The sequence below is a fragment of the Streptomyces sp. NPDC048192 genome (genome assembly GCF_043202415.1).
Taxonomy (GTDB): domain Bacteria; phylum Actinomycetota; class Actinomycetes; order Streptomycetales; family Streptomycetaceae; genus Streptomyces.
The window spans coordinates 1-19,602 of the sequence record NZ_JBIDAL010000006.1; the positions used below are offsets into that span (position 1 = coordinate 1).

Below are 19,602 nucleotides of genomic sequence, written 5' to 3' on the forward strand. Positions count from 1 at the left end.
TGGCTCGGGGTCGACTGCCTGTGGCTGCCGCCGTTCTTCAAGTCGCCGCTCAGGGACGGCGGCTACGACGTCTCCGACTACACCGCGGTGCTGCCGGACTTCGGCGACCTGGCCGACTTCGTGGAGTTCGTGGACTCCGCGCACCAGCGCGGCATGCGCGTGATCATCGACTTCGTCATGAACCACACCAGCGACCAGCACCCGTGGTTCCAGGAGTCGAGACGCGATCCGGACGGTCCGTACGGGGACTACTACGTCTGGGCCGACGACGACAAGCAGTTCCAGGACGCCCGGATCATCTTCGTCGACACCGAGGCCTCGAACTGGACGTACGACCCCGTACGCAAGCAGTACTACTGGCACCGCTTCTTCTCGCACCAGCCGGACCTGAACTACGAGAACCCGGCCGTGCAGGAGGAGATGATCTCCGCGCTGAAGTTCTGGCTGGATCTCGGCATCGACGGGTTCCGGCTGGACGCGGTGCCGTACCTGTACCAGCAGGAGGGCACCAACTGCGAGAACCTGCCGGCGACCCACGAGTTCCTGAAGCGGGTGCGCAAGGAGATCGACGCCCAGTACCCGGACAAGGTGCTCCTCGCCGAGGCGAACCAGTGGCCGGAGGACGTCGTCGACTACTTCGGGGACTACCAGTCGGGTGGCGACGAGTGCCACATGGCCTTCCACTTCCCGGTCATGCCCCGCATCTTCATGGCCGTTCGGCGCGAGTCCCGCTACCCCGTCTCCGAGATCCTCGCCAAGACGCCGGCCATCCCCTCCGGCTGCCAGTGGGGCATCTTCCTGCGCAACCACGACGAGCTGACCCTGGAGATGGTCACCGACGAAGAGCGCGACTACATGTGGGCCGAGTACGCGAAAGACCCGCGGATGCGCGCCAACATCGGCATCCGGCGGCGGCTCGCGCCCCTGCTCGACAACGACCGCAACCAGATCGAGCTGTTCACCGCGCTGCTGCTGTCCCTGCCCGGCTCGCCGATCCTGTACTACGGCGACGAAATCGGCATGGGCGACAACATCTGGCTCGGCGACCGCGACGCCGTACGGACGCCGATGCAGTGGACCCCCGACCGGAACGCGGGTTTCTCGTCCTGTGACCCGGGACGCCTGTTCCTGCCGACGATCATGGACCCGGTCTACGGCTACCAGGTCACCAACGTCGAGGCGTCGATGTCCTCGCCCTCGTCGCTGCTGCACTGGACCCGGCGCATGATCGAGATCCGCAAGCAGAACCCCGCCTTCGGACTGGGGTCCTACACCGAACTGCAGTCCACCAACCCGGCGGTGCTCGCCTTCCTGCGGGAGTACGAGGACGACCTGGTGCTGTGCGTCCACAACTTCTCGCGTTTCGCGCAGCCCACGGAGCTGGACCTGAGCCGGTTCAACGGGCGGCACCCGGTCGAGCTGTTCGGCGGGGTCCGCTTCCCGGCGGTCGGCGAGCTGCCGTACCTGCTCACCCTCGCGGGGCACGGCTTCTACTGGTTCCGGCTGCGGCAGGACGCCGCCTAGAACCCCCCGTGGTGGGGCGGTTTCCCCCGCCCCACCCGGGGCACGCAAGAGTGATACCCCTCGCGCTTCCGGAAAAGGACGTGACGCCCATGGCGGAAACGGTCACCTCGTCCGGCACCACCACCCCGCTCCTCGCCTCCCTGGACCCCCTGCTGCGCGAGTGGCTGCCGCGGCAGCGCTGGTTCGCCGGCAAGGGCCGCCCGGTCACCGGGTTCACCCCGGTCGCCGTCACCGAACTGCTGCCGCCCGACGGCCGGCTCGGCCTGTACCACCTGCTGCTGCGCGTGCACCAGCCGTCCGTGCTGGGCGCCGAGACGCACCCGGGCGACTGCTACCAGCTCCTCATAGGCGTGCGCGAGGCGCTGCCGCCCCGGCTGGCGCCCGCGCTGATCGGACACGTCGAGGACGGGCCGCTCTCCGGACGCACGGTGTACGAGGCCCTGTACGACCCCCGGCCCGCCGAAGTGCTCCTGGAGGCCCTGCGCACCCAGGCCCGCGTCGGCGGGCTGCGTTTCGAGCGGGATCCGCGCCAGGAGATACGCGAGGGGCTGGTGGCGCGGCTGATGACCGCCGAGCAGTCCAACTCCTCGGTGGTCTACGGCGATACGTTCATCCTGAAGGTGCTGCGCCGGGTGGAGCCCGGCATCAACCCCGACCTGGAGCTGCCGCTGGCGCTGGCCCGCGAGGGCTGCCCCCGGGTGCCCGCGCCGACGGCCTGGCTGCACGCCGAGATCGACGCCGAGTCGTACGTGCTGGCGGTGCTCCAGCCCTTCGTCGGCGGGGCGGGCGACGGCTGGGAGCTGGCGCTGCGCGAGCTGGCGAAGGGCGAGGACTTCGCGGCCGAGGCGCGGGCGCTGGGCCGGGCCACGGCCGAGGTGCACACCGCGCTCGCCCGGGCGCTGCCGACGGTCACCCTGGGTCATGTGCAGATGGAGGCGCTGGTCGACGGGATGACCGAGCGGCTCCAGGCGGCCGTCCAGGCGGTGCCCGCGCTGCGGCCGTTCGAGGCCGGGCTGCGCTCCGCCTACCGGGCGCTGGGCGACCTCGCCGCCGAGGGCCACACCTGGACCGCGCAGCGCGTCCACGGCGATCTGCACCTGGGCCAGTGCCTGCGGTCGCCGTCCGGCGAGTGGTCCCTGATCGACTTCGAGGGGGAGCCGGCCCGGCCGCCGGCCGAACGGCGGATGCCGCAGCCGCCGGTGCGGGACATCGCGGGCATGCTCCGCTCCTTCGACTACGCCGCCCACTCCGTGAACCCGCCCGCGGCCGACTGGGCGCACGCGTGCCGGGCCGCCTACTGCTGCGGGTACGCGGAGGTGGCCGGCCGCGATCCGCGCACCGACGCGGTGCTGCTGCGGGCCTTCGAGACCGACAAGGCGGTCTACGAGGTCGTCTACGAGGCCCGGCACCGGCCCGACTGGCTCCCCGTACCCCTCTCGGCGATCCGCCGCCTCGCCGCGTGACGGCCGGCTCGCCGCGCGAAGACCCCACCGCCGTGTGAAGACGCCGCGTGAAGACGCCGTGTGAAGACCAGGAGGCTCGTCCGTGACACGCAACAAGTCAGCCACGCCGAAGCACACGTCCGGCACGGGCAGGGCCGAGCAGAAGGCCGCTCCCGCGTCCGCGCCCGCGCCCGCGCCCGCGCCCGCGAGGGTGCCCCCGGCGCGCGCATCCGAGCCGGCCCCGGCCGCGCAGGACGTCGTGCCCGCCCCCGTGGACGCCGCCGACCGCGACCGTCTGCTGCACGGCACCCACCACGCTCCGCACGCGGTGCTGGGCGCGCACCCGGTGCCGGGCGGGGTCGCCTTCCGCGCCTTCCGCCCGTTCGCCCGGGGCGTCACCGTGGTCGCCGACGGGCTGCGGACCGAGCTGCACGACGACGGCGACGGCTTCTTCTCCGGGCTGGTGACGCTCGCCGAGGTGCCCGGGTACCGGCTGCTCGTCGCGTACGACGGCACGGCCCACGAGACGGAGGACCCCTACCGGTTCCTGCCCACCCTCGGCGAGCTGGACCTGCACCTGATCGGCGAGGGCCGGCACGAGCAGCTGTGGCAGGCGCTCGGCGCGCATGTCACCACCCATCAGGGCGTGTCCGGCACCCGGTTCGCGGTGTGGGCGCCGGACGCGCGGGGCGTGCGGATCGCGGGGACCTTCAACTTCTGGGACGGCACCGGCTTCCCGATGCGCTCGCTGGGCTCCACCGGGGCGTGGGAGCTGTTCGTGCCGGGGATCGGCGCGGGCGAGGCCTACAAGTTCGAGATCACCCGCCCGGACGGCTCGCGCACCCTGCGCGCCGATCCGCTGGCCCGCCGTACCGAGGTGCCGCCCGCGACCGCGTCGATCGTGGACGTCTCGGAGCACGAGTGGGCGGACGCGGAGTGGATGGCGCACCGCGCGGACACCCCGGTGCACGAGGCGCCCTTCTCCGTGTACGAGGTGCACCTGCCCTCCTGGCGGCCGGGGCTGACCTACCGCGAGCTGGCCGAGCAACTCCCGCGGTACGTCAGCGACCTGGGCTTCACGCACGTGGAGCTGATGCCGGTCGCCGAGCATCCCTTCGGCGGCTCCTGGGGCTACCAGGTCACCGGCTTCTACGCGCCGACGGCCCGGCTCGGCACCCCGGACGACTTCAAGTACCTGGTGGACCGGCTGCACCAGGCCGGCATCGGGGTGCTGATGGACTGGGTGCCGGCGCACTTCCCGCGCGACGACTGGGCGCTGGCCGAGTTCGACGGGCGCCCGCTGTACGAGCACCACGATCCGCTGCGGGCCGCGCATCCGGACTGGGGCACCCTGGAGTTCGACTTCGGGCGCCGGGAGGTGCGCAACTTCCTGGTGGCGAACGCCGTGTACTGGTGCGAGGAGTTCCACATCGACGGGCTGCGCGTGGACGCGGTGGCCTCCATGCTGTACCTGGACTACTCGCGCGAGCCGGGCCAGTGGACGCCGAACGAGCACGGCGGCCGGGAGAACCTGGACGCGGTGGCCTTCCTGCAGGAGATGAACGCCACCGTCTACCGGCGCTGCCCCGGGGTGGTGACCATCGCCGAGGAGTCCACCGCCTGGGACGGCGTCACCCGCCCCACCCACCACAAGGGGCCCAGCGGCTTCGGGGGGCTCGGCTTCGGCCTGAAGTGGAACATGGGCTGGATGCACGACTCGTTGCAGTACATGAGCCACGAGCCGGTCCACCGCACGTACCACCACCACGAGATGTCGTTCTCGATGGTGTACGCCTACAGCGAGAACTACGTCCTGCCGATCTCCCACGACGAGGTCGTGCACGGCAAGCGGTCCCTGGTCTCCAAGATGCCGGGCGACTGGTGGCAGCAGCGCGCCAACCACCGCGCCTACCTGGGCTTCATGTGGGCCCACCCGGGCAAGCAGCTGCTGTTCATGGGGCAGGAGTTCGCGCAGGGCTCGGAGTGGTCCGAGGCGCACGGGCCCGACTGGTGGCTGCTCGACCCGTCCTACGGCGCCGAGGCCGATCACCGGGGCGTGCTGAACCTCGTACGGGACCTGAACGCACGCTACCGGGCGACGCCGGCGCTGTGGCAGCGGGACCCCGACCCGGCGGGCTTCCAGTGGATCGCCGGGGACGCGGCGGACGACAACGTCTTCGCCTTCCTGCGGCTGGACGCCGCCGGCTCCCCGCTGCTGGCGGTGTCGCACTTCTCGCCGGTGGTCCGGCACGACTACCGGCTCGGCGTCCCCGACGACGTCCCGGCCTGGCACGAGTGCCTGAACACGGACGCCGCGCGGTACGGCGGCAGCGATGTCACCAGCCCCGACGTCATCAAGCCGGAACCCCGGGGTCTGCACGGCCGCCCGGCGAGCATCCGGCTGACCCTGCCCCCGCTCGCCACGGTGTGGCTGCGGCCGGCGTAGGTACAGTTGTCCGGGTCAACCTGCGTGCACCACGGGGGGATCGAGGCACGTGCGACCCTGGAGACCATGGACCGTCCTGCTGTGTGCCGTCGCCGTCCTGCTGCTGGGCGGCTGCGGCACACGCGTGGCGTCCGGAGCCGGCGGGGTGTCCGCCACGGAGACCGGGCCGATCCCGTGGACCCTCTCCGAGCCGTCCCGGGTCACCGCGGCCCGGCTCGCCGCCGACCGGCGCACGGTGAGCCTGGACGCCGACCTGCCCAGCGGCGAGCGCCCCTGCGTGCGGAACCTGAAGGCGGAGGACACCGACGCGAAGTACGGCTCCGTACCGGGCACCGTCCATGTGCAGATCACCTTCACCTCCCCGTCCGGCGACCGGCGTTCGGGATGCGTCAAGGAGCGCACGGGCACGGTCCGGGTGCGGCTGCCCGAGCCGCTGGGCAAGCGGAAGCTGGTGGTCGACAACTACACGGTCTTCACCGCCGACGGCGCCCGGCCGCCCGCGCTGCGCCTGTGCGGCGAGCTGGGCTGCACCCCGCCGCGCACCGGCTGCACCCCCGCCTCCTACGACCAGGCCCTCAAAGCGGTCGGCGCGCCCGCGCACACCTACCGCGACGCCGAGCACTGCGACGGCAAGTGGCTGGTGCTGGACTTCTCCTGGCGCACCGGACCGGCGTGCGGCGACGACACCGACGACCCCGCCTGCACCGCCGCCCTCGGCGACCGTGTCTTCTTCCGGGCGGAGCGCTCCGGCTGGAAGCCGTTCTTCGAGAGCGGGGCCGGCGGGTGCGCGCAGGTGCGGCGCAGGGAGCCCGCCTTCCCGGCCGAGCTGTGCGAGGAGCTGGCCCCGCTGCCCTCCTCGCTGCACCCGAGCTACCCGCCGCCGTCCGCCTCTCCGGCCGCTACGCCCCGGTGACCGCCCCGGCCAGCGCCTCGGGCAGCGGCCGCGTGTACAGCACCCCGAGCCGCTGGGTGGCCCGGGTCAGGGCGACGTACAGGTCGCTCGTGCCGTAGTCGCCGGGCTCCACCACCAGGACGGAGTCGAATTCCAGGCCCTTGGCCTGGCGGGGGTCGAGCAGGACGACCGTGCGGGTCAGGTCGGGCTCGGCGCCGGCCGTGACGCCGTCCAGCCGGGCCGCCAGCGAGCGGTGCAGCCCGCGCGGGGCGATGACCGCGAGCCGGCCCTCGGCCGGGGTGAGTTCGGCGACCGCCTTGGCGACGGCCTCGGGCAGGCCGCCGTCGGCCCGCCGCACCCAGGGCCGCACCCCCGTGGAGCGGACCGAGCTGGGCGGCCGGAAGTCCGGGTGCTCGGCGCGGACCACGGCGGCGGCCAGCTCCATGATCTCGGCCGGGGTGCGGTAGTTCACGCCGAGCCGGGTGTGCTCCCAGCGGTCCTCGACGAAGGGCGCGAGGATGTCCGCCCAGGAACCGGCACCCGCGGCCTCGGCGGTCTGCGCCGGGTCGCCGACCAGGGTCATCGAGCGGGTCGGGCAGCGCCGCATCAGCAGCCGCCACGCCATCGGCGACAGCTCCTGCGCCTCGTCCACGATGATGTGCCCGAACGCCCAGGTGCGGTCGGCGGCGGCCCGCTCGGCGGCGCTGCGGTGGTCCGCCTCCTCGTGCCGCTCGGCGAAGCGTTCGGCGTCGATGATGTCGTGCGCCGACAGCACCTCCGACTCCTCGTCGTCCTTGTCCTCGAACTCGTAGGTCCGCGAGGCGTACGACACGTCCAGCACGCCCTGCGCGTAGGCGATCTGGGTCTCGCGCTCGCGTTCCGCGCGGGCCCGCGTCAGCCGGTCGTCCTCGCCGAGGAGTTCGGCGGCCTCGTCCAGCAGCGGCACGTCGGCGACGGTCCAGGCGCGGGTCACCGGTCGGCGGACGGCGTCGGCGTCCTCCTTGGGGAGGTACCCGTCGGGCTCCGCGAGGAAGTCGGCGACCAGGCGCTGCGGGGTGATCCGGGGCCACAGCTGGTCGATGGCCGACCAGACCTCGGGGTTCTCGGCGAGTTCGTCGCGGATCTGGGTGATGTCGGCGGCGTCGAGCAGGCTGTAGCCGTCGTACGGGTCGGTGCCCACGCGCTCGGCGTACAGCTCGGTGAGGGTGTTGAGGATGTGGCCCTCGAAGTGCTCGCGGGCCGCGTTGTGCGGCAGCTTGGCGGCGCGGGTGCGCTCGCGGGCGACGCTCGCCAGGCCGTCGTCCAGCATCAGCACCTCGCGGTCGTGCTCGATCGCGATCACCGGGTCGGGCAGGGCCTGCCGGTCGCGTACGACGGCGGCGAGCACGTCGGCCATGCCGGCGCGGCCCTTGACGGCGGCCGCCTCCGGGGTGTCGGTGGCGGTGGCCTTCACGCCGGGGAACAGCTCGCCGACCGTGGCCAGCAGCACGCCGGTCTCGCCGAGCGAGGGCAGCACCTCGCCGATGTAGCCGAGGAACGCCGGGTTGGGGCCGACGATCAGCACGGCCCGGCGGGCCAGCAGCTCCCTGTGCTCGTACAGCAGGTAGGCGGCCCGGTGCAGGGCGACCGCCGTCTTGCCGGTGCCGGGGCCGCCCTCGACCACCAGCACACCGCGGTGCGGAGCCCGGATGATCTCGTCCTGCTCCGCCTGGATGGTCTGCACGATGTCGCTCATGCGGCCGGTGCGCGCCGAGTTCAGCGCGGCCAGCAGCACGGCGTCGCCGCTCGGGTCCTCGTACCCGGTGCGGGTGGTGTCGCCGAGGTCGAGGATCTCGTCGTGCAGCGAGGTCACGGTCCGGCCCTCGGTGCCGATGTGCCGGCGGCGGCGCAGGCCCATCGGGGTGTGGCCGGTGGCCAGGTAGAAGGGGCGGGCGACCTCGGCCCGCCAGTCGATCAGGATGGGGGTGCGCTCGGCGTCGTCCTCGCGCAGCCCGATCCGGCCGATGTGGTGACCGGTGCCGTCGGCGAGGTCGATCCGGCCGAAGCACAGCGAGCCGTCGACGGCGTTCAGCGCGGCCAGCAGCCCCGACCGCTCGGCGACCAGGATGTCCCGCTCGAGCCGGGCCTGCATGGGCTTGTCGCCCTGGGCGAGCGCGTCGGCGACCGAGGACTCGGCCTCGCCGCGCAGCACGTCCACGCGCGCGTACAGTCCGTCGATGAATTCCTGCTCGCGGCGCAATTCATCGTCTGGAAATTCGCTGTTCGACCACTCCGCGTTTGACAATTCCGCTCCCGCCCGGATATAGTGTGCTCAGTGGAGTTCTCCGCGACCATTCAAATGGAAGTCGCGAACCACTGAATATACGCACAGAAATCCCCCGAGCGCAATTGCTTAGGGGATTTTTTCGTGGGCGGCCGCGCTTTACAGCACGTCGGCCAGCTCCTGGAGCAGCCGCCGCTTGGGCCGGGCGCCCACCATCGACCGCACGGGCTCGCCGCCGCGGAAGACCATCAGCGTCGGCGTCGACAGCACGCCGTAGGCGACGGTCGTCTCCGGATTGCGGTCCACGTCGATCTGCACGACCTTCAGCCGGTCACCCTCCTCGGCGGCGATGTCCTTCAGCACCGGCGCCAGCTGTCGGCACGGCCCGCACCAGTCGGCCGTGAACTGCACCAGAACCGGCAGGTCCGAGCCCTTCACCTCCGTGCCGAAATCCGCGTCCGTCACCTCGGTCAGTCCGCTCACCAGACTCATCGCGCAGGCCCTCCCAGCTCGCACACGGGCTCCGGACCCCCCGGAACCAGCGCCTCGGCGGCCAGCGCGTCCCGGGCCAGCTCGGCCCGCCGCAACTGCCCGGCGACCGTCTGCCGCACCGCCGACAGTTGCCCGATGAGCGCGTCCAGCTCGGCCAGCTTGCGCCGGTAGACCTGGAGCGAGGCCGGGCAGGAGTCGCCCTCCGGGTGCCCGGCGCGCAGGCACTCCACGAACGGCCGGGTCTCCTCCAGCTCGAACCCGAAGTCCTGCAGCGTCCGGATCTGCTCCAGCAGCCTGAGGTCGCCCTCGTCGTACGTGCGGTGGCCCTTGTCGTCCCGCCGCGCCGGCAGCAGCCCGCGCGCCTCGTAGTACCGCAGGGTGCGGGTCGTGGTCCCGGCCCGTGCGGCCAGCTCGCCGATTCGCATGCCTACGACGGTAGGCGTTGACCTCGGCGTCAAGGCAAGCGCGGCGGGGCGGGCGGCTTCAGGCGTGCACCACCCCGGCCGACTCCTCCAGCTCCAGCAGGGAGGCGCTGTGCCGCTCCTCCTCGAACTTGCGGCGGCCGCCGCGCAGCCCGAAGAGGCGTTTGGCCAGGGCGATGTAGAGCACGGCGAGGATGTTGAGGACGAGGGTGGCGATCTTCAGGTAGCTGACCTTCTCGGTGAGCTCGTAGATCTCCAGCGGGAGGAAGGCGGCGGTGGCGACGACCGTCAGGTACTCCGCCCAGCGCTTGGCGTACCACAGCCCCACCGCCTCCACCAGCTCGATCAGCGCGTAGGCGAGGAGCAGGGCGGCGACCAGCAGCAGCGTGGAGTGCTTGTAGCCGAACGCCTTCTGGATGGAGCCGACGACCGGTGAGTGGTCGAGGTCGTAGTGGAAGTGCCGGAACACCGGGCGGAAGACGTCCAGGTTCTCGTTGAACAGCCGTCGCACCGCGTCCTGGCTGTTGCTGAACTTCCACACCGCCACCGCGACCAGCACGATGAACACGCCCCGCACGGCCCGCTCGATCGCCAGGAAGCGGAGGATGAACAGGTCGCGCAGGACCTTGCCGCGCGGCACGAGCGGCGCGTCCGCGGCCGGGCCCGAGCCGTGCGGCTCGCCGAGCACGAAGTCACCGCAGCGCAGACAGCGCCAGACGTCCCCGAGCGCGGTCTCGGCGTGCAGCCGGATCCGCAGCCGGGGATCGTCCGGCGCGTAGGTCACATGCCCCTTGCGCGCGCAGGTCCGCCGGTCCCAGTCGATGCTCATCCCCCGTGCCTCCCAACAGATGCTGACTCGTTCCTACGGACGTACGGACGCCACGCGCGAACGCGCCGTTCCGCATCGATCCGGACCGGCACGTTAGTACATGGCGGCCGAGGCGGGTCGGCGCGCCGGGCGGGGGTGGGCCGGAGGCCCGGCCCGGGTTCAGGCGGGGCCGGGCCTCCGGAGTTCTGCGGGCGCCGGTCAGGCCTTGGCCAGCTCCCCGTCCCTCGGTCCGGGCATCCCGGGGACCGGGGCCTGGTGGTCGTCCACCAGCGTCGTCTCGTCGAACGGCAGCTCGCCGGCGAGGACCCGCTCCACCCGGGCCCGGTCGATCTCCTTGGTCCAGGAGCCGATCAGCACCGTGGCCACCGCGTTGCCCGCGAAGTTGGTCAGCGCGCGCGCCTCGCTCATGAAGCGGTCGATGCCGACGATCAGGCCGACGCCGTCGACCAGGGCGGGCCGGTGCGACTGGAGCGCGCCTGCGAGGGTGGCGAGCCCGGCGCCGGAGACGCCCGCGGCGCCCTTGGAGGCGACCATCATGAACAGCAGCAGGGTGATCTGCTCGCCCAGGTGCAGCGGCTGCCCCAGGGCCTCGGCGATGAACAGGGACGCCATGGTCAGGTAGATCATGGTGCCGTCGAGGTTGAACGAGTAGCCGGTCGGCACGGTGATGCCGACGACCGGGCGGCTCACGCCCAGGTGCTCCATCTTGGCGATCAGGCGCGGCAGGGCGGTGTCCGAGGACGAGGTCGACAGGATCAGCAGGAACTCGCGTCCCAGGTACCTCAGCAGCTTCAGGATGTTGACCTTGGCGACGAACCAGAGCACCGGGCCGAGCACCAGGCCGACGAAGAGCACACAGGTGATGTAGAAGGCGAGCATGATCGTGCCGAGGGCCTTCAGCGCCTCGACGCCGGTCTCGCCGACGACCGCCGCGATCGCGCCGAACGCGCCGACCGGCGCCGCCCACATGATCATCGACAGGACCCGGAAGACCAGCTTCTGGATGTGCCCGATGCCACGCAGGATCGGCTCGCCCGAGGTGCCCATCGCCTGCACGGCGAAGCCGACCAGCAGCGCGACGAGGAGCGTCTGCAGCACCACGCCGCCGGTGAAGGCGGAGACGAAGGTCGTCGGGATGATGCTCATCAGGAAGTCGACGAGCCCCTCGCTGCCGCTCGCGGCCTGGGTGTGGCCCGCCTGCTTCGCCGCCTCGCTGAGGTGCATGCCCGCACCGGGGTGCAGGACGTTGCCGACCACCAGGCCGATGGCCAGGGCCACGAACGACATGCCGATGAAGTAGGTCAGCGCGAGGCCGCCCAGCTTGCCGACCTTCGCGGCGCTGCGGATGGAACCGACGCCGGTGACGATCGTGCAGAAGATGACCGGCGTGATCATCATCTTGATCAGGTTCACGAAGCCCGTGCCGAGCGGCTTGAGCTCCTTGGCGAAGTCCGGCGCGGCGAATCCCACCGCGATGCCGAGCGCGACGGCCACGATCACGGCGATGTACAGGTAGTGGGTGCGGTCCCGCTTCACGCGGGGTGCGGCAGGTGCCGTGTCGGGGGTGCTGGCGGCCACGACTGCCCTCCTTGACGTCTTCGTCGGTGAACAACCGGCGTGCGGCTCACGTCCGGGCTCTGTTCGGGGAATGCCGTGACTATCTCCCGCCCTGTGAGGGCGGTCACCCTTCCGTTCATTTAGTTCACGATCGACCGGGGAGGCACACTGCTGACATGCGCTTCCCGTCCCTCCCCCGGCCCCGCAGCCTCGCGGGCCAGCTGTTCGCCATGCAGGCCGTGCTGATAGCGGTGGTCGTGGCCGGGTACGCGCTGTTCACCTACGTCGGCGACCGGCGGCAGGCCCAGGACGCGGCGGTCCGGCAGGTCACGGCGGTGGCCCGGTCGATCGCGGACGCCCCCTCGGTCCGCTCCGCGATCCACACCCCCGATCCCACGGGTGCCCTGGAGCCGTACGCGCTCACGGTCATGCGGGACGCGGACGTGGACTTCGTCACGATCATGAACCCGGCGGGCATCCGCTGGACCCACCCCGACCGGAACCAGATCGGCAAACGCTTCCTCGGCCGTATCGGCCCCGCGCTGCACGGCCGCACCTTCACCGAGACCTACACCGGCACCCTCGGCCCCTCCGTCCGCGCGGTGACCCCGATCGAGGAGAACGGCCACGTCATCGGCCTGGTCAGCGCCGGCATCAAGGTGGAGGAGATCAGCGCCCGGGTCCAGGACCAGGTCACCGCGCTGCTCGGGGTGGCCGGCGCCACCCTGCTGCTGGGCGCGGTCGGCACCTATGTGATCAACGCGCGGCTGCGCCGCCACACCCACGGCATGAACGCCACCGAGCTGAGCCGGATGCACGACTACCACCAGGCGGCGCTGCACGCGGTCCGCGAGGGCCTGCTGATGCTGGACGGGCAGTTCAGGGTGGCCCTCATCAACGACGGCGGCCGCGAGCTGCTGGGCGTCGGCAGCGAGGAGGACGTGGTCGGCCGCTCGGTCGCCGGCCTGGGCCTGCCCGCCCCGCTGACCGGCGCGCTGCTGTCCTCCGAACCCCGGGTGGACGAGGTGCACCTGACCTCCTCCCGCGTCCTGGTGGTGAACACCTCCCCGGTGTCGGGCGGAGAGCGCCGCGGCACGGTGGTGACGTTGCGCGACGTGACCGAACTGCAGTCCCTGATGGGCGAGTTGGACTCGGAGCGGGGCTTCACCCAGGCGCTGCGCTCCCAGGCGCACGAGGCCGCGAACCGGCTGCACACGGTGGTGTCGCTGATCGAGCTGGGCCGGGCCGAGGAGGCGGTGGAGTTCGCCACGGCGGAACTGGAGCTGGCCCAGGCCCTCACCGACCAGGTGGTCGCGGCGGTGAGCGAACCGGTGCTGGCGGCCCTGCTGCTGGGCAAGACGGCCCAGGCCAACGAGCGGGGCGTGGAGCTGGTGGTGTCCCCGGACAGCCGCCTCGACGACGGCCTGCTCCCGGACGACCTGTCCGCGCGGGACCTCGTCACCATTCTCGGCAACCTGATCGACAACGCGGTGGACGCGGCGCAGGGCAGCGTCCGGGCGCGGGTGACGGTGACGGCGTACGCCGCGGACGGCGAGGTGGTGCTGCGGGTGTCCGACTCGGGCCCCGGCCTCGACCCGGCCCATGCCGGCCTGGTATTCCAGCGGGGGTTCTCCACGAAGCCGGCCGGGCCCGGCGGACGGGGGCTCGGGCTGGCCCTGGTCCGGCAGGCGGTGACCCGCCACGAGGGCGTGCTGACGGTGGCGGAGTCGGACGAGGACGGCGAGGGCGGAGCGGTGTTCGAGGTGCGGTTGCCGCTGCGTACGGCCGCGGGCGGACGCAGATGACGGACGAACGGCAGCCCATTCGCGTCCTGGTGGTCGAGGACGACCCGGTGGCCGCCGACGCGCACGTGATGTACGTCGGCCGGGTGCCGGGATTCGTCGCGGTCGGCAAGGCGCACTCGGGCGCGGAGGCGCGGCGCTTCCTGGACCGTACGCCCGTCGACCTCCTGCTGCTCGACCTGCACCTGCCGGACGTGCACGGCCTGCAGCTGGCCCGCTCCCTGCGCGCGGCCGGCCATCACGCGGACGTGATAGCGGTGACGTCGGCGCGGGATCTGGCGGTGGTCCGGGAGGGGGTGTCCCTGGGCGTCGTCCAGTACGTCCTGAAACCCTTCACCTTCGCCACCCTCCGGGACCGTCTGGTCCGCTACGCCGAGTTCCACGCGGCGGCGGGCGAGGCGAGCGGCCAGGACGAGGTGGACCGGGCGCTGGCCACCCTGCGCGCCCCCTCCCCCGCGGCCCTCCCCAAGGGCCTGAGCGCGCCCACGCTGGAGCGGGTGACGACCGCGCTGCGGGACGCCGGCGGCGGACTCACCGCGGCCGGCGTCGCCGAGACCGTGGGCATCTCGCGGATCACCGCCCGCCGCTACCTGGAGCACCTGGTGGACACGTCCCGAGCCGCCCGCAGCCCGCTGTACGGACAGGTGGGCCGCCCCGAGCTGGTGTACCGGTGGGTGTCGCAGGGGCGGTGAGGACCGCGGGCCCGGTCCCGGTGCCGGCACACCGGCGGCGCCGCGTCCCGCGCGGTCGTAGGCCCCGGCGGCGCACAGCCCCAGGGAACGGGAAGGGCCGTTGGGGCCGGCGCATCGTGCAATCCCGCGCACACGCATTGACCTGACTAGACCACTCCTCTTACCTTCACACGGCAACCACCCAAGGCCACCCCCACGTGCGCCCGCAGGAGGTCATGCCCGTGCGCCCCACCGCCGCCCTCTCCGCCCTCCTGACCGCCGCTCTCGCCGCAAGCGCGCTCACCGCGTGCGGCTCGGGCTCCGGCAGCGATCCGAACACCGTGAAGGTCTCCTACAAGCAGTCGACCGACAACTCGGTCAAGGTGATGGACACCTATCTCGCCGGGATCAAGAAGGACTTCGAGAAGAAGTACCCGGGCAAGAAGGTCCAGTTCGTGCCCATCAAGGCCCCGGACTCCGAGTACTACACCAAGCTCCAGCAGATGCTGCGCTCCCCGAGGACCGCGCCGGACCTGGTCTACGAGGACACCTTCCTCATCAACTCCGACATCACCAGCGGGTACTTGAAGCCGCTGGACGCGTATCTGGCCAAGTGGCCGGACTGGAAGCAGTTCATCGGCACCGCGAAGGCCGCCGCCCAGGGCCAGGACGGGAAGACGTACGGCGTTCCGGACGGGACCGACACCCGCGGACTGTGGTTCGACAAGCGGGTGTTCAAGAAGGCCGGGCTGCCGACGGACTGGCAGCCGAGGAACTGGAACGACGTCCTCGCCGCCGCCCGCACCGTCAAGCGGAAGGTCCCCGGTGTCACCCCGCTCAACGTCTACACCGGCAAGCCGGCGGGCGAGCGGGCCACGATGCAGGGCATGGAGATGCTGCTGTACGGCACCGGTGACGGCAGGAGCGATCCCCTGTACGACAGCGGCAGCAAGAAGTGGATCGCGGGGAGCCAGGGCTTCACGGACTCGCTGAAGTTCGTCGAGACCGTCTACAAGGAGAAGCTGGGCCCGGACGTGTCCGACGCCCTCGACCCCAACTTCGCCACCGCCGTCAACGGCGAGCTGCTCCCCCAGGGCAAGCTCGGCATCGACCTCGACGGCTCCTGGCTGCCGCAGGCCTGGCTGCCGGGCAGCGGGCACGAGTGGCCCGACTGGTCCAAGCAGCTGGGGCTGGCGTACATGCCCACCCAGAACGGGCAGGCGCCCGGCAAGGTGAGCATGTCGGGCGGCTGGACCTGGGCCGTCCCGGCCAAGGCCGCCCATCCCGACCTCGCCTTCGACTTCATCAGGACCCTGCAGACCGAGGCGAACGCCAAGAAGTGGTACATCGCCAACTCCGGCATCTCGGTCCGCAAGGACGTCGCCGCCGACCCGTCGTACGCCACCGCCCAGCCCGGCATCAAGTTCTTCACCGACCTGGTCTCCAGCACCCACTACCGGCCCGCGTACCCGGCGTACCCGAAGGTGTCGACGGCCATCCAGGAGGCCATGGAGAGCGTCACCACGGGCGACGCGTCCGCGCAGCAGGCGGCGAGCACCTACGACTCGACGCTCAAGGACGTCACCGGCGGCCAAGTGGTCCGCAGGTGAACGCCCGGCGCGGGATCACCCGGACCCTGCCCCTCGGCCCGGCCGTGGTGCTGATCCTGCTGTTCCTGGCCGGTCCGATCGCCTACTGCGCCTACATCGCCTTCACCGACCTGCAGCTGACCGGCCAGGCGCACGCGTCGTTCGTGGGGTTCGCCAACTTCCGGCGGGCCTTCCACGACGACGCGTTCCTGAACGCGGTATGGCTGACCCTGGTGTTCACCGTGCTGTCCTCGCTCGTCGGGCAGAACACCCTGGGGCTCGCGCTGGCCGCGCTGATGCAACGGGCGTCGAAACCGGTGCGCACGCTCACCGGCGGGATCGTCGTCACCGCCTGGGTGCTGCCGGAGGTGGTCGCCGGGTTTCTGCTGTACGCGTTCTTCCGGCGCGAGGGCACGCTGAACGCGATCCTGGACTGGCTCCATCTGCCGCGTCAGAACTGGCTGTTCACGCTTCCCATCCTGGCGGTGTCCTTCGCCAACGTCTGGCGCGGCACGGCGTTCTCGATGCTCGTCTACTCCGCCGCGCTGGACGAGATACCGGCGGAGATCACGGAGGCCGCCGAGGTGGACGGGGCCGGCGGCTGGCGGCGGATGTGGCACATCACCCTGCCGATGATCCGGCGGTCCATCGGCACCAACCTCATGCTCAACACCCTCCAGACGCTGTCCGTCTTCGGGCTGATCTGGGTGATGACCCGGGGCGGCCCCGGGAACAAGAGCCAGACCCTGCCGCTGTTCATGTACGAGCAGGCCTTCCAGAACAGCATGATCGGGTACGGCACCGCGGTCGCCCTGCTCCTGCTGGTCGTCGGCGCCCTGTTCTCCGTGGTGTATCTCAGGCTGCTGCGGACGGAGGTCTGATGGCCCGCGCACGCACCTCCCGGCGGCTCGCGGCAGACGCGGCCTTGCTGCTGGTCGCCGCCGCCTTCGCGCTGCCCCTCGCCTGGGTGGTGCTGTCCTCCGTCGATCCGCACGCGGACCTGCGGGTGCGGATCCCGGACGGTGTCACCCTCGGCAACTTCGACGCGATCCTCACCCCGGACATCACCTACACCCCGCTGCTCAACAGCCTGATCCTGTGCGGCGGCGCCACCGCGCTGACCGTCGCCTGCGCGGCCCTCGCCGCCTACCCGCTCTCCCGGTTCCGGTCCCGGCTCAACCGGCCGTTCCTGCTGACGATCCTGTTCGCGACGAGCCTGCCGATCACCGCGATCATGGTGCCGGTGTACGCGCTGTTCGTGCGGGTGAACCTGATCGACACCCTGCAGGGCACCATCCTGTTCTTCGCGGCCTCCCAACTTCCCTTCGCCATCTGGCTGATGAAGAACTTCATGGACGGGGTGCCGAAGGAGCTGGAGGAGGCGGCCTGGACGGACGGGGCGTCCTCGGCGCAGTCCCTGGTGCGGATCGTGCTGCCGCTGATGGGCCCGGGGGTCGCGGTCGTCACGGTGTTCTCGTTCGTGATGATGTGGGGGAACTTCTTCGTCCCGTTCATGCTGCTGCTCACCCCGGACCAGATGCCGGCCTCGGTCAGCATCAACGACTTCTTCGGCAACCGGGGCATGGTGGCGTACGGCCAGCTCGCCGCGTTCTCCGTCATCTACTCGACTCCGGTGATCCTGCTGTACGTGCTGGTGGCGCGGCGGCTCGGCGGCGGCTTCGCCCTCGGCGGGGCGGTCAAGGGGTGAGCGGGAGGCGGTCGGGGGCGGGCGCGGAAGAGGCGGTCAAGGGACGCGCCGCAAGGGTGATGCGTCCGTTGCATACCGAACGGCCGGAACTGTGCATTCCGACAATCCGTGATCCTGTCCGAACCGACCGTAGCCATCCCGTCACGGCCCGCCTAGCTTGTGCGGGGTGCGCCAACCCTCAGCTCCCCCCTTCAACGCTCCGGCGGCCCGCAGGCTGCGCGCCGCGCTCGGCATGGGACCCGAGCACGTCGCCTACGGCCTGCGTGCCTCGTACGGACTGCCCTATGTGACCCCCGATCTGGTGATCGCCTGGGAACGCGGCAGCGTCACCCCCAGCCACCCGGAACTGACCGCACTGGCCGGGGTGTTGTGGTGTTCCCCGGGTGAACTCCTCGGCCGGCCGCAGACCCTGCGCGAGCACCGGGTCGCGCGGGCCGTCGCGGCGGAGGACGTCGCCCGCGCCGTCGGGATGGATCTGCGCGGCTATCTGCGCATGGAGGAGAGCGGGCAGTGGCGGGGCAACGAGCGCCAGTCGGCCGCGCTCGCCCGGGTCCTGGATCTGGCGCTGCCCGACTTCGTCGCCGTCACCGGCCGCGAGACGAAGCTCGCCGACCTGCTGCACAGCGCGGTGACCACCCGCTGGCAGGCGTACGTGCGCCCGGTGCGCAGGATGGTGCCCCTGGACGCGGCCGTCGTCGAGGGAGTGCTGCAGCAGCTCTACGACGACTACCAGGGGCACATGGCCGCCACCCTCAGCTGGGGCGGCGGCAGCAGGAGCGCCAGCGAGTCCGGCAAGGAGTTCCTCGACCGGATCGTGGAGAACTTCTGGACGGCGGTGCGGGACAGGACGGACCAGTCGGTCTAGAAGACGGACTCGGCCTCGTCCATGCGGTCCTTCGGGACCGTCTTCAGCTCGGTGACCGCCTCCGCGAGCGGCACCATCACGATGTCGGTGCCGCGCAGCGCGGTCATGTGGCCGAACTCGCCGCGGTGCGCGGCCTCGACGGCGTGCCAGCCGAAGCGGGTGGCGAGGACGCGGTCGTAGGCGGTGGGGACGCCGCCGCGCTGGACGTGGCCGAGGATGACCGGCTTGGCCTCCTTGCCCAGGCGCCGCTCCAGTTCGTAGGCGAGGGCGGTGCCGATGCCCTGGAAGCGCTCGTGGCCGTACTGGTCGATCTCGCCCTTGCCGTAGTCCATGGTGCCCTCGGCCGGGTGGGCGCCCTCGGCGACGCAGATGACGGCGAACTTCTTGCCGCGGGCGAACCGCTCCTCGACCATCTTGACCAGGTCGGCGGGGTCGAAGGGGCGCTCGGGCAGGCAGATGCCGTGGGCGCCGGCGGCCATGCCGGACTCCAGGGCGATCCAGCCGGCGTGCCGGCCCATGACCTCGACGACCATCACGCGCTGGTGGGACTCGGCGGTGGTCTTCAGCCGGTCCATCGCCTCGGTGGCGACGCCGACCGCCGTGTCGAAGCCGAAGGTGCGGTCGGTGGAGGAGATGTCGTTGTCGATGGTCTTCGGGACGCCGACGACCGGCAGGCCCGCGTCGGAGAGCATGCGGGCCGCGGTCAGCGTGCCCTCGCCGCCGATCGGGATCAGCGCGTCGATGCCGAACTCCTCGACCATGTCGGCGGCGCCCTCGCAGGCCTCGCGCAGCCGGTCGCGCTGGAGCCGGGAGGAGCCGAGGATGGTGCCGCCGCGCGCCAGGATGCCGCTGACCGCGTCCAGGTCGAGGGTGCGGTAGTGCCGGTCGAGCAGACCCCGGTAGCCGTCCTCGAAGCCGATGACCTCGTCGCCGTACTGCGCGACCGCCCGGTGCACGACCGACCGGATCACGGCGTTCAGGCCGGGGCAGTCGCCGCCTGCGGTGAGAACTCCGATGCGCATCGTGCTGTGTCTCCTGCTCGCTGTGGGTACCGGTGAGCCGCTGTCGATTCTTTCACGTCCACCGGGGCGGTGAGTGAC

At 71.6% G+C, this 19,602-nt stretch carries 16 protein-coding genes; 10 read left to right on the forward strand and 6 right to left on the reverse strand.

Features of this window, described 5'->3' with window-relative positions; genetic code table 11:
- From treS to ACGFZN_RS13365, 4 genes are all read left to right on the forward strand, one after another.
- Positions 1–1,524, forward strand: a 1,524-nt coding sequence (treS, locus tag ACGFZN_RS13350) for a maltose alpha-D-glucosyltransferase (protein ID WP_393858587.1), incomplete at its 5' end; no start/stop codon positions are given.
- 89 nt (positions 1,525–1,613) lie between these two features.
- Positions 1,614–2,987, forward strand: a complete 1,374-nt coding sequence (locus ACGFZN_RS13355) for a maltokinase (RefSeq protein WP_393858588.1) — start codon at positions 1,614–1,616, stop codon at positions 2,985–2,987.
- A gap of 190 nt (positions 2,988–3,177) precedes the next feature.
- Positions 3,178–5,412, forward strand: coding sequence for a 1,4-alpha-glucan branching enzyme (gene glgB, locus ACGFZN_RS13360; RefSeq protein WP_393858974.1), 2,235 nt, complete (start codon positions 3,178–3,180; stop codon positions 5,410–5,412).
- Between the two features lie 49 nt (positions 5,413–5,461).
- Positions 5,462–6,325 (forward strand): hypothetical protein, encoded by an 864-nt coding sequence (locus tag ACGFZN_RS13365; RefSeq protein WP_393858589.1) that lies wholly within the window; start codon positions 5,462–5,464, stop codon positions 6,323–6,325.
- Here ACGFZN_RS13365 and ACGFZN_RS13370 read toward each other — a convergent pair.
- From ACGFZN_RS13370 to ACGFZN_RS13390, 5 genes are all read right to left on the reverse strand, one after another.
- On the reverse strand, positions 6,312–8,606 hold the full coding sequence (locus ACGFZN_RS13370) for a HelD family protein (protein ID WP_393858975.1): 2,295 nt from the start codon (positions 8,604–8,606) through the stop codon (positions 6,312–6,314). The two genes, ACGFZN_RS13365 and ACGFZN_RS13370, sit on opposite strands and share 14 nt — an antisense overlap.
- A gap of 120 nt (positions 8,607–8,726) precedes the next feature.
- Positions 8,727–9,059: a thioredoxin gene (gene trxA / locus ACGFZN_RS13375; protein WP_393858590.1), complete on the reverse strand. Its 333-nt coding sequence runs from the start codon at positions 9,057–9,059 to the stop codon at positions 8,727–8,729.
- Positions 9,056–9,484 (reverse strand): MerR family transcriptional regulator, encoded by a 429-nt coding sequence (locus tag ACGFZN_RS13380; protein WP_393858591.1) that lies wholly within the window; start codon positions 9,482–9,484, stop codon positions 9,056–9,058. Before ACGFZN_RS13380 ends, trxA begins: the two co-directional genes overlap by 4 nt.
- 58 nt (positions 9,485–9,542) lie before the next feature.
- Positions 9,543–10,310 (reverse strand): DUF2127 domain-containing protein, encoded by a 768-nt coding sequence (locus tag ACGFZN_RS13385; protein WP_393858592.1) that lies wholly within the window; start codon positions 10,308–10,310, stop codon positions 9,543–9,545.
- Positions 10,311–10,508: 198 nt separating this feature from the next.
- A complete protein-coding gene (locus ACGFZN_RS13390; RefSeq protein ID WP_393858593.1) occupies positions 10,509–11,888 on the reverse strand; it encodes a cation:dicarboxylate symporter family transporter in 1,380 nt (459 codons plus the stop codon).
- Between the two features lie 155 nt (positions 11,889–12,043).
- Here ACGFZN_RS13390 and ACGFZN_RS13395 point away from each other — a divergent pair, with 155 nt between their 5' ends.
- From ACGFZN_RS13395 to ACGFZN_RS13420, 6 genes are all read left to right on the forward strand, one after another.
- Complete coding sequence (locus tag ACGFZN_RS13395) at positions 12,044–13,672, forward strand: ATP-binding protein (protein WP_393858594.1); 1,629 nt, start codon at positions 12,044–12,046, stop codon at positions 13,670–13,672.
- Positions 13,669–14,361, forward strand: a complete 693-nt coding sequence (locus ACGFZN_RS13400) for a response regulator (protein ID WP_393858595.1) — start codon at positions 13,669–13,671, stop codon at positions 14,359–14,361. The genes ACGFZN_RS13395 and ACGFZN_RS13400 overlap by 4 nt, the downstream gene beginning before the upstream one ends.
- Positions 14,362–14,576: 215 nt before the next feature.
- Complete coding sequence (locus tag ACGFZN_RS13405; protein ID WP_393858596.1) at positions 14,577–15,950, forward strand: extracellular solute-binding protein; 1,374 nt, start codon at positions 14,577–14,579, stop codon at positions 15,948–15,950.
- The gene (locus tag ACGFZN_RS13410) at positions 15,947–16,810 is read left to right on the forward strand and encodes a carbohydrate ABC transporter permease (RefSeq protein WP_393858597.1); all 864 of its coding nucleotides are present in this window, start codon (positions 15,947–15,949) and stop codon (positions 16,808–16,810) included. Before ACGFZN_RS13405 ends, ACGFZN_RS13410 begins: the two co-directional genes overlap by 4 nt.
- Positions 16,810–17,637, forward strand: coding sequence for a carbohydrate ABC transporter permease (locus tag ACGFZN_RS13415; protein ID WP_393858598.1), 828 nt, complete (start codon positions 16,810–16,812; stop codon positions 17,635–17,637). The genes ACGFZN_RS13410 and ACGFZN_RS13415 overlap by 1 nt, the downstream gene beginning before the upstream one ends.
- A gap of 166 nt (positions 17,638–17,803) precedes the next feature.
- A complete protein-coding gene (locus tag ACGFZN_RS13420; protein ID WP_393858599.1) occupies positions 17,804–18,502 on the forward strand; it encodes a helix-turn-helix domain-containing protein in 699 nt (232 codons plus the stop codon).
- Here the strand turns inward: ACGFZN_RS13420 and ACGFZN_RS13425 are convergent.
- Positions 18,499–19,524 carry an ATP-dependent 6-phosphofructokinase gene (locus ACGFZN_RS13425; RefSeq protein WP_393858600.1) on the reverse strand — a complete coding sequence of 342 codons (1,026 nt, stop codon included), beginning with the start codon at positions 19,522–19,524 and terminating at the stop codon, positions 18,499–18,501. The genes ACGFZN_RS13420 and ACGFZN_RS13425 overlap by 4 nt on opposite strands.
- Positions 19,525–19,602: the final 78 nt, after the last annotated feature.

Coding starts and splice junctions, on each gene's coding strand:
- ACGFZN_RS13355 (WP_393858588.1), top strand. CDS start 1,614: ATGGCGGAAACGGTCACCTCGTCCGGCACCACCACCCCGCTCCTCGCC.
- trxA (WP_393858590.1), bottom strand. CDS start 9,059: ATGAGTCTGGTGAGCGGACTGACCGAGGTGACGGACGCGGATTTCGGC.
- ACGFZN_RS13380 (WP_393858591.1), bottom strand. CDS start 9,484: ATGCGAATCGGCGAGCTGGCCGCACGGGCCGGGACCACGACCCGCACC.
- ACGFZN_RS13385 (WP_393858592.1), bottom strand. CDS start 10,310: ATGAGCATCGACTGGGACCGGCGGACCTGCGCGCGCAAGGGGCATGTG.
- ACGFZN_RS13395 (WP_393858594.1), top strand. CDS start 12,044: ATGCGCTTCCCGTCCCTCCCCCGGCCCCGCAGCCTCGCGGGCCAGCTG.
- ACGFZN_RS13400 (WP_393858595.1), top strand. CDS start 13,669: ATGACGGACGAACGGCAGCCCATTCGCGTCCTGGTGGTCGAGGACGAC.
- ACGFZN_RS13405 (WP_393858596.1), top strand. CDS start 14,577: ATGCCCGTGCGCCCCACCGCCGCCCTCTCCGCCCTCCTGACCGCCGCT.
- ACGFZN_RS13415 (WP_393858598.1), top strand. CDS start 16,810: ATGGCCCGCGCACGCACCTCCCGGCGGCTCGCGGCAGACGCGGCCTTG.
- ACGFZN_RS13425 (WP_393858600.1), bottom strand. CDS start 19,524: ATGCGCATCGGAGTTCTCACCGCAGGCGGCGACTGCCCCGGCCTGAAC.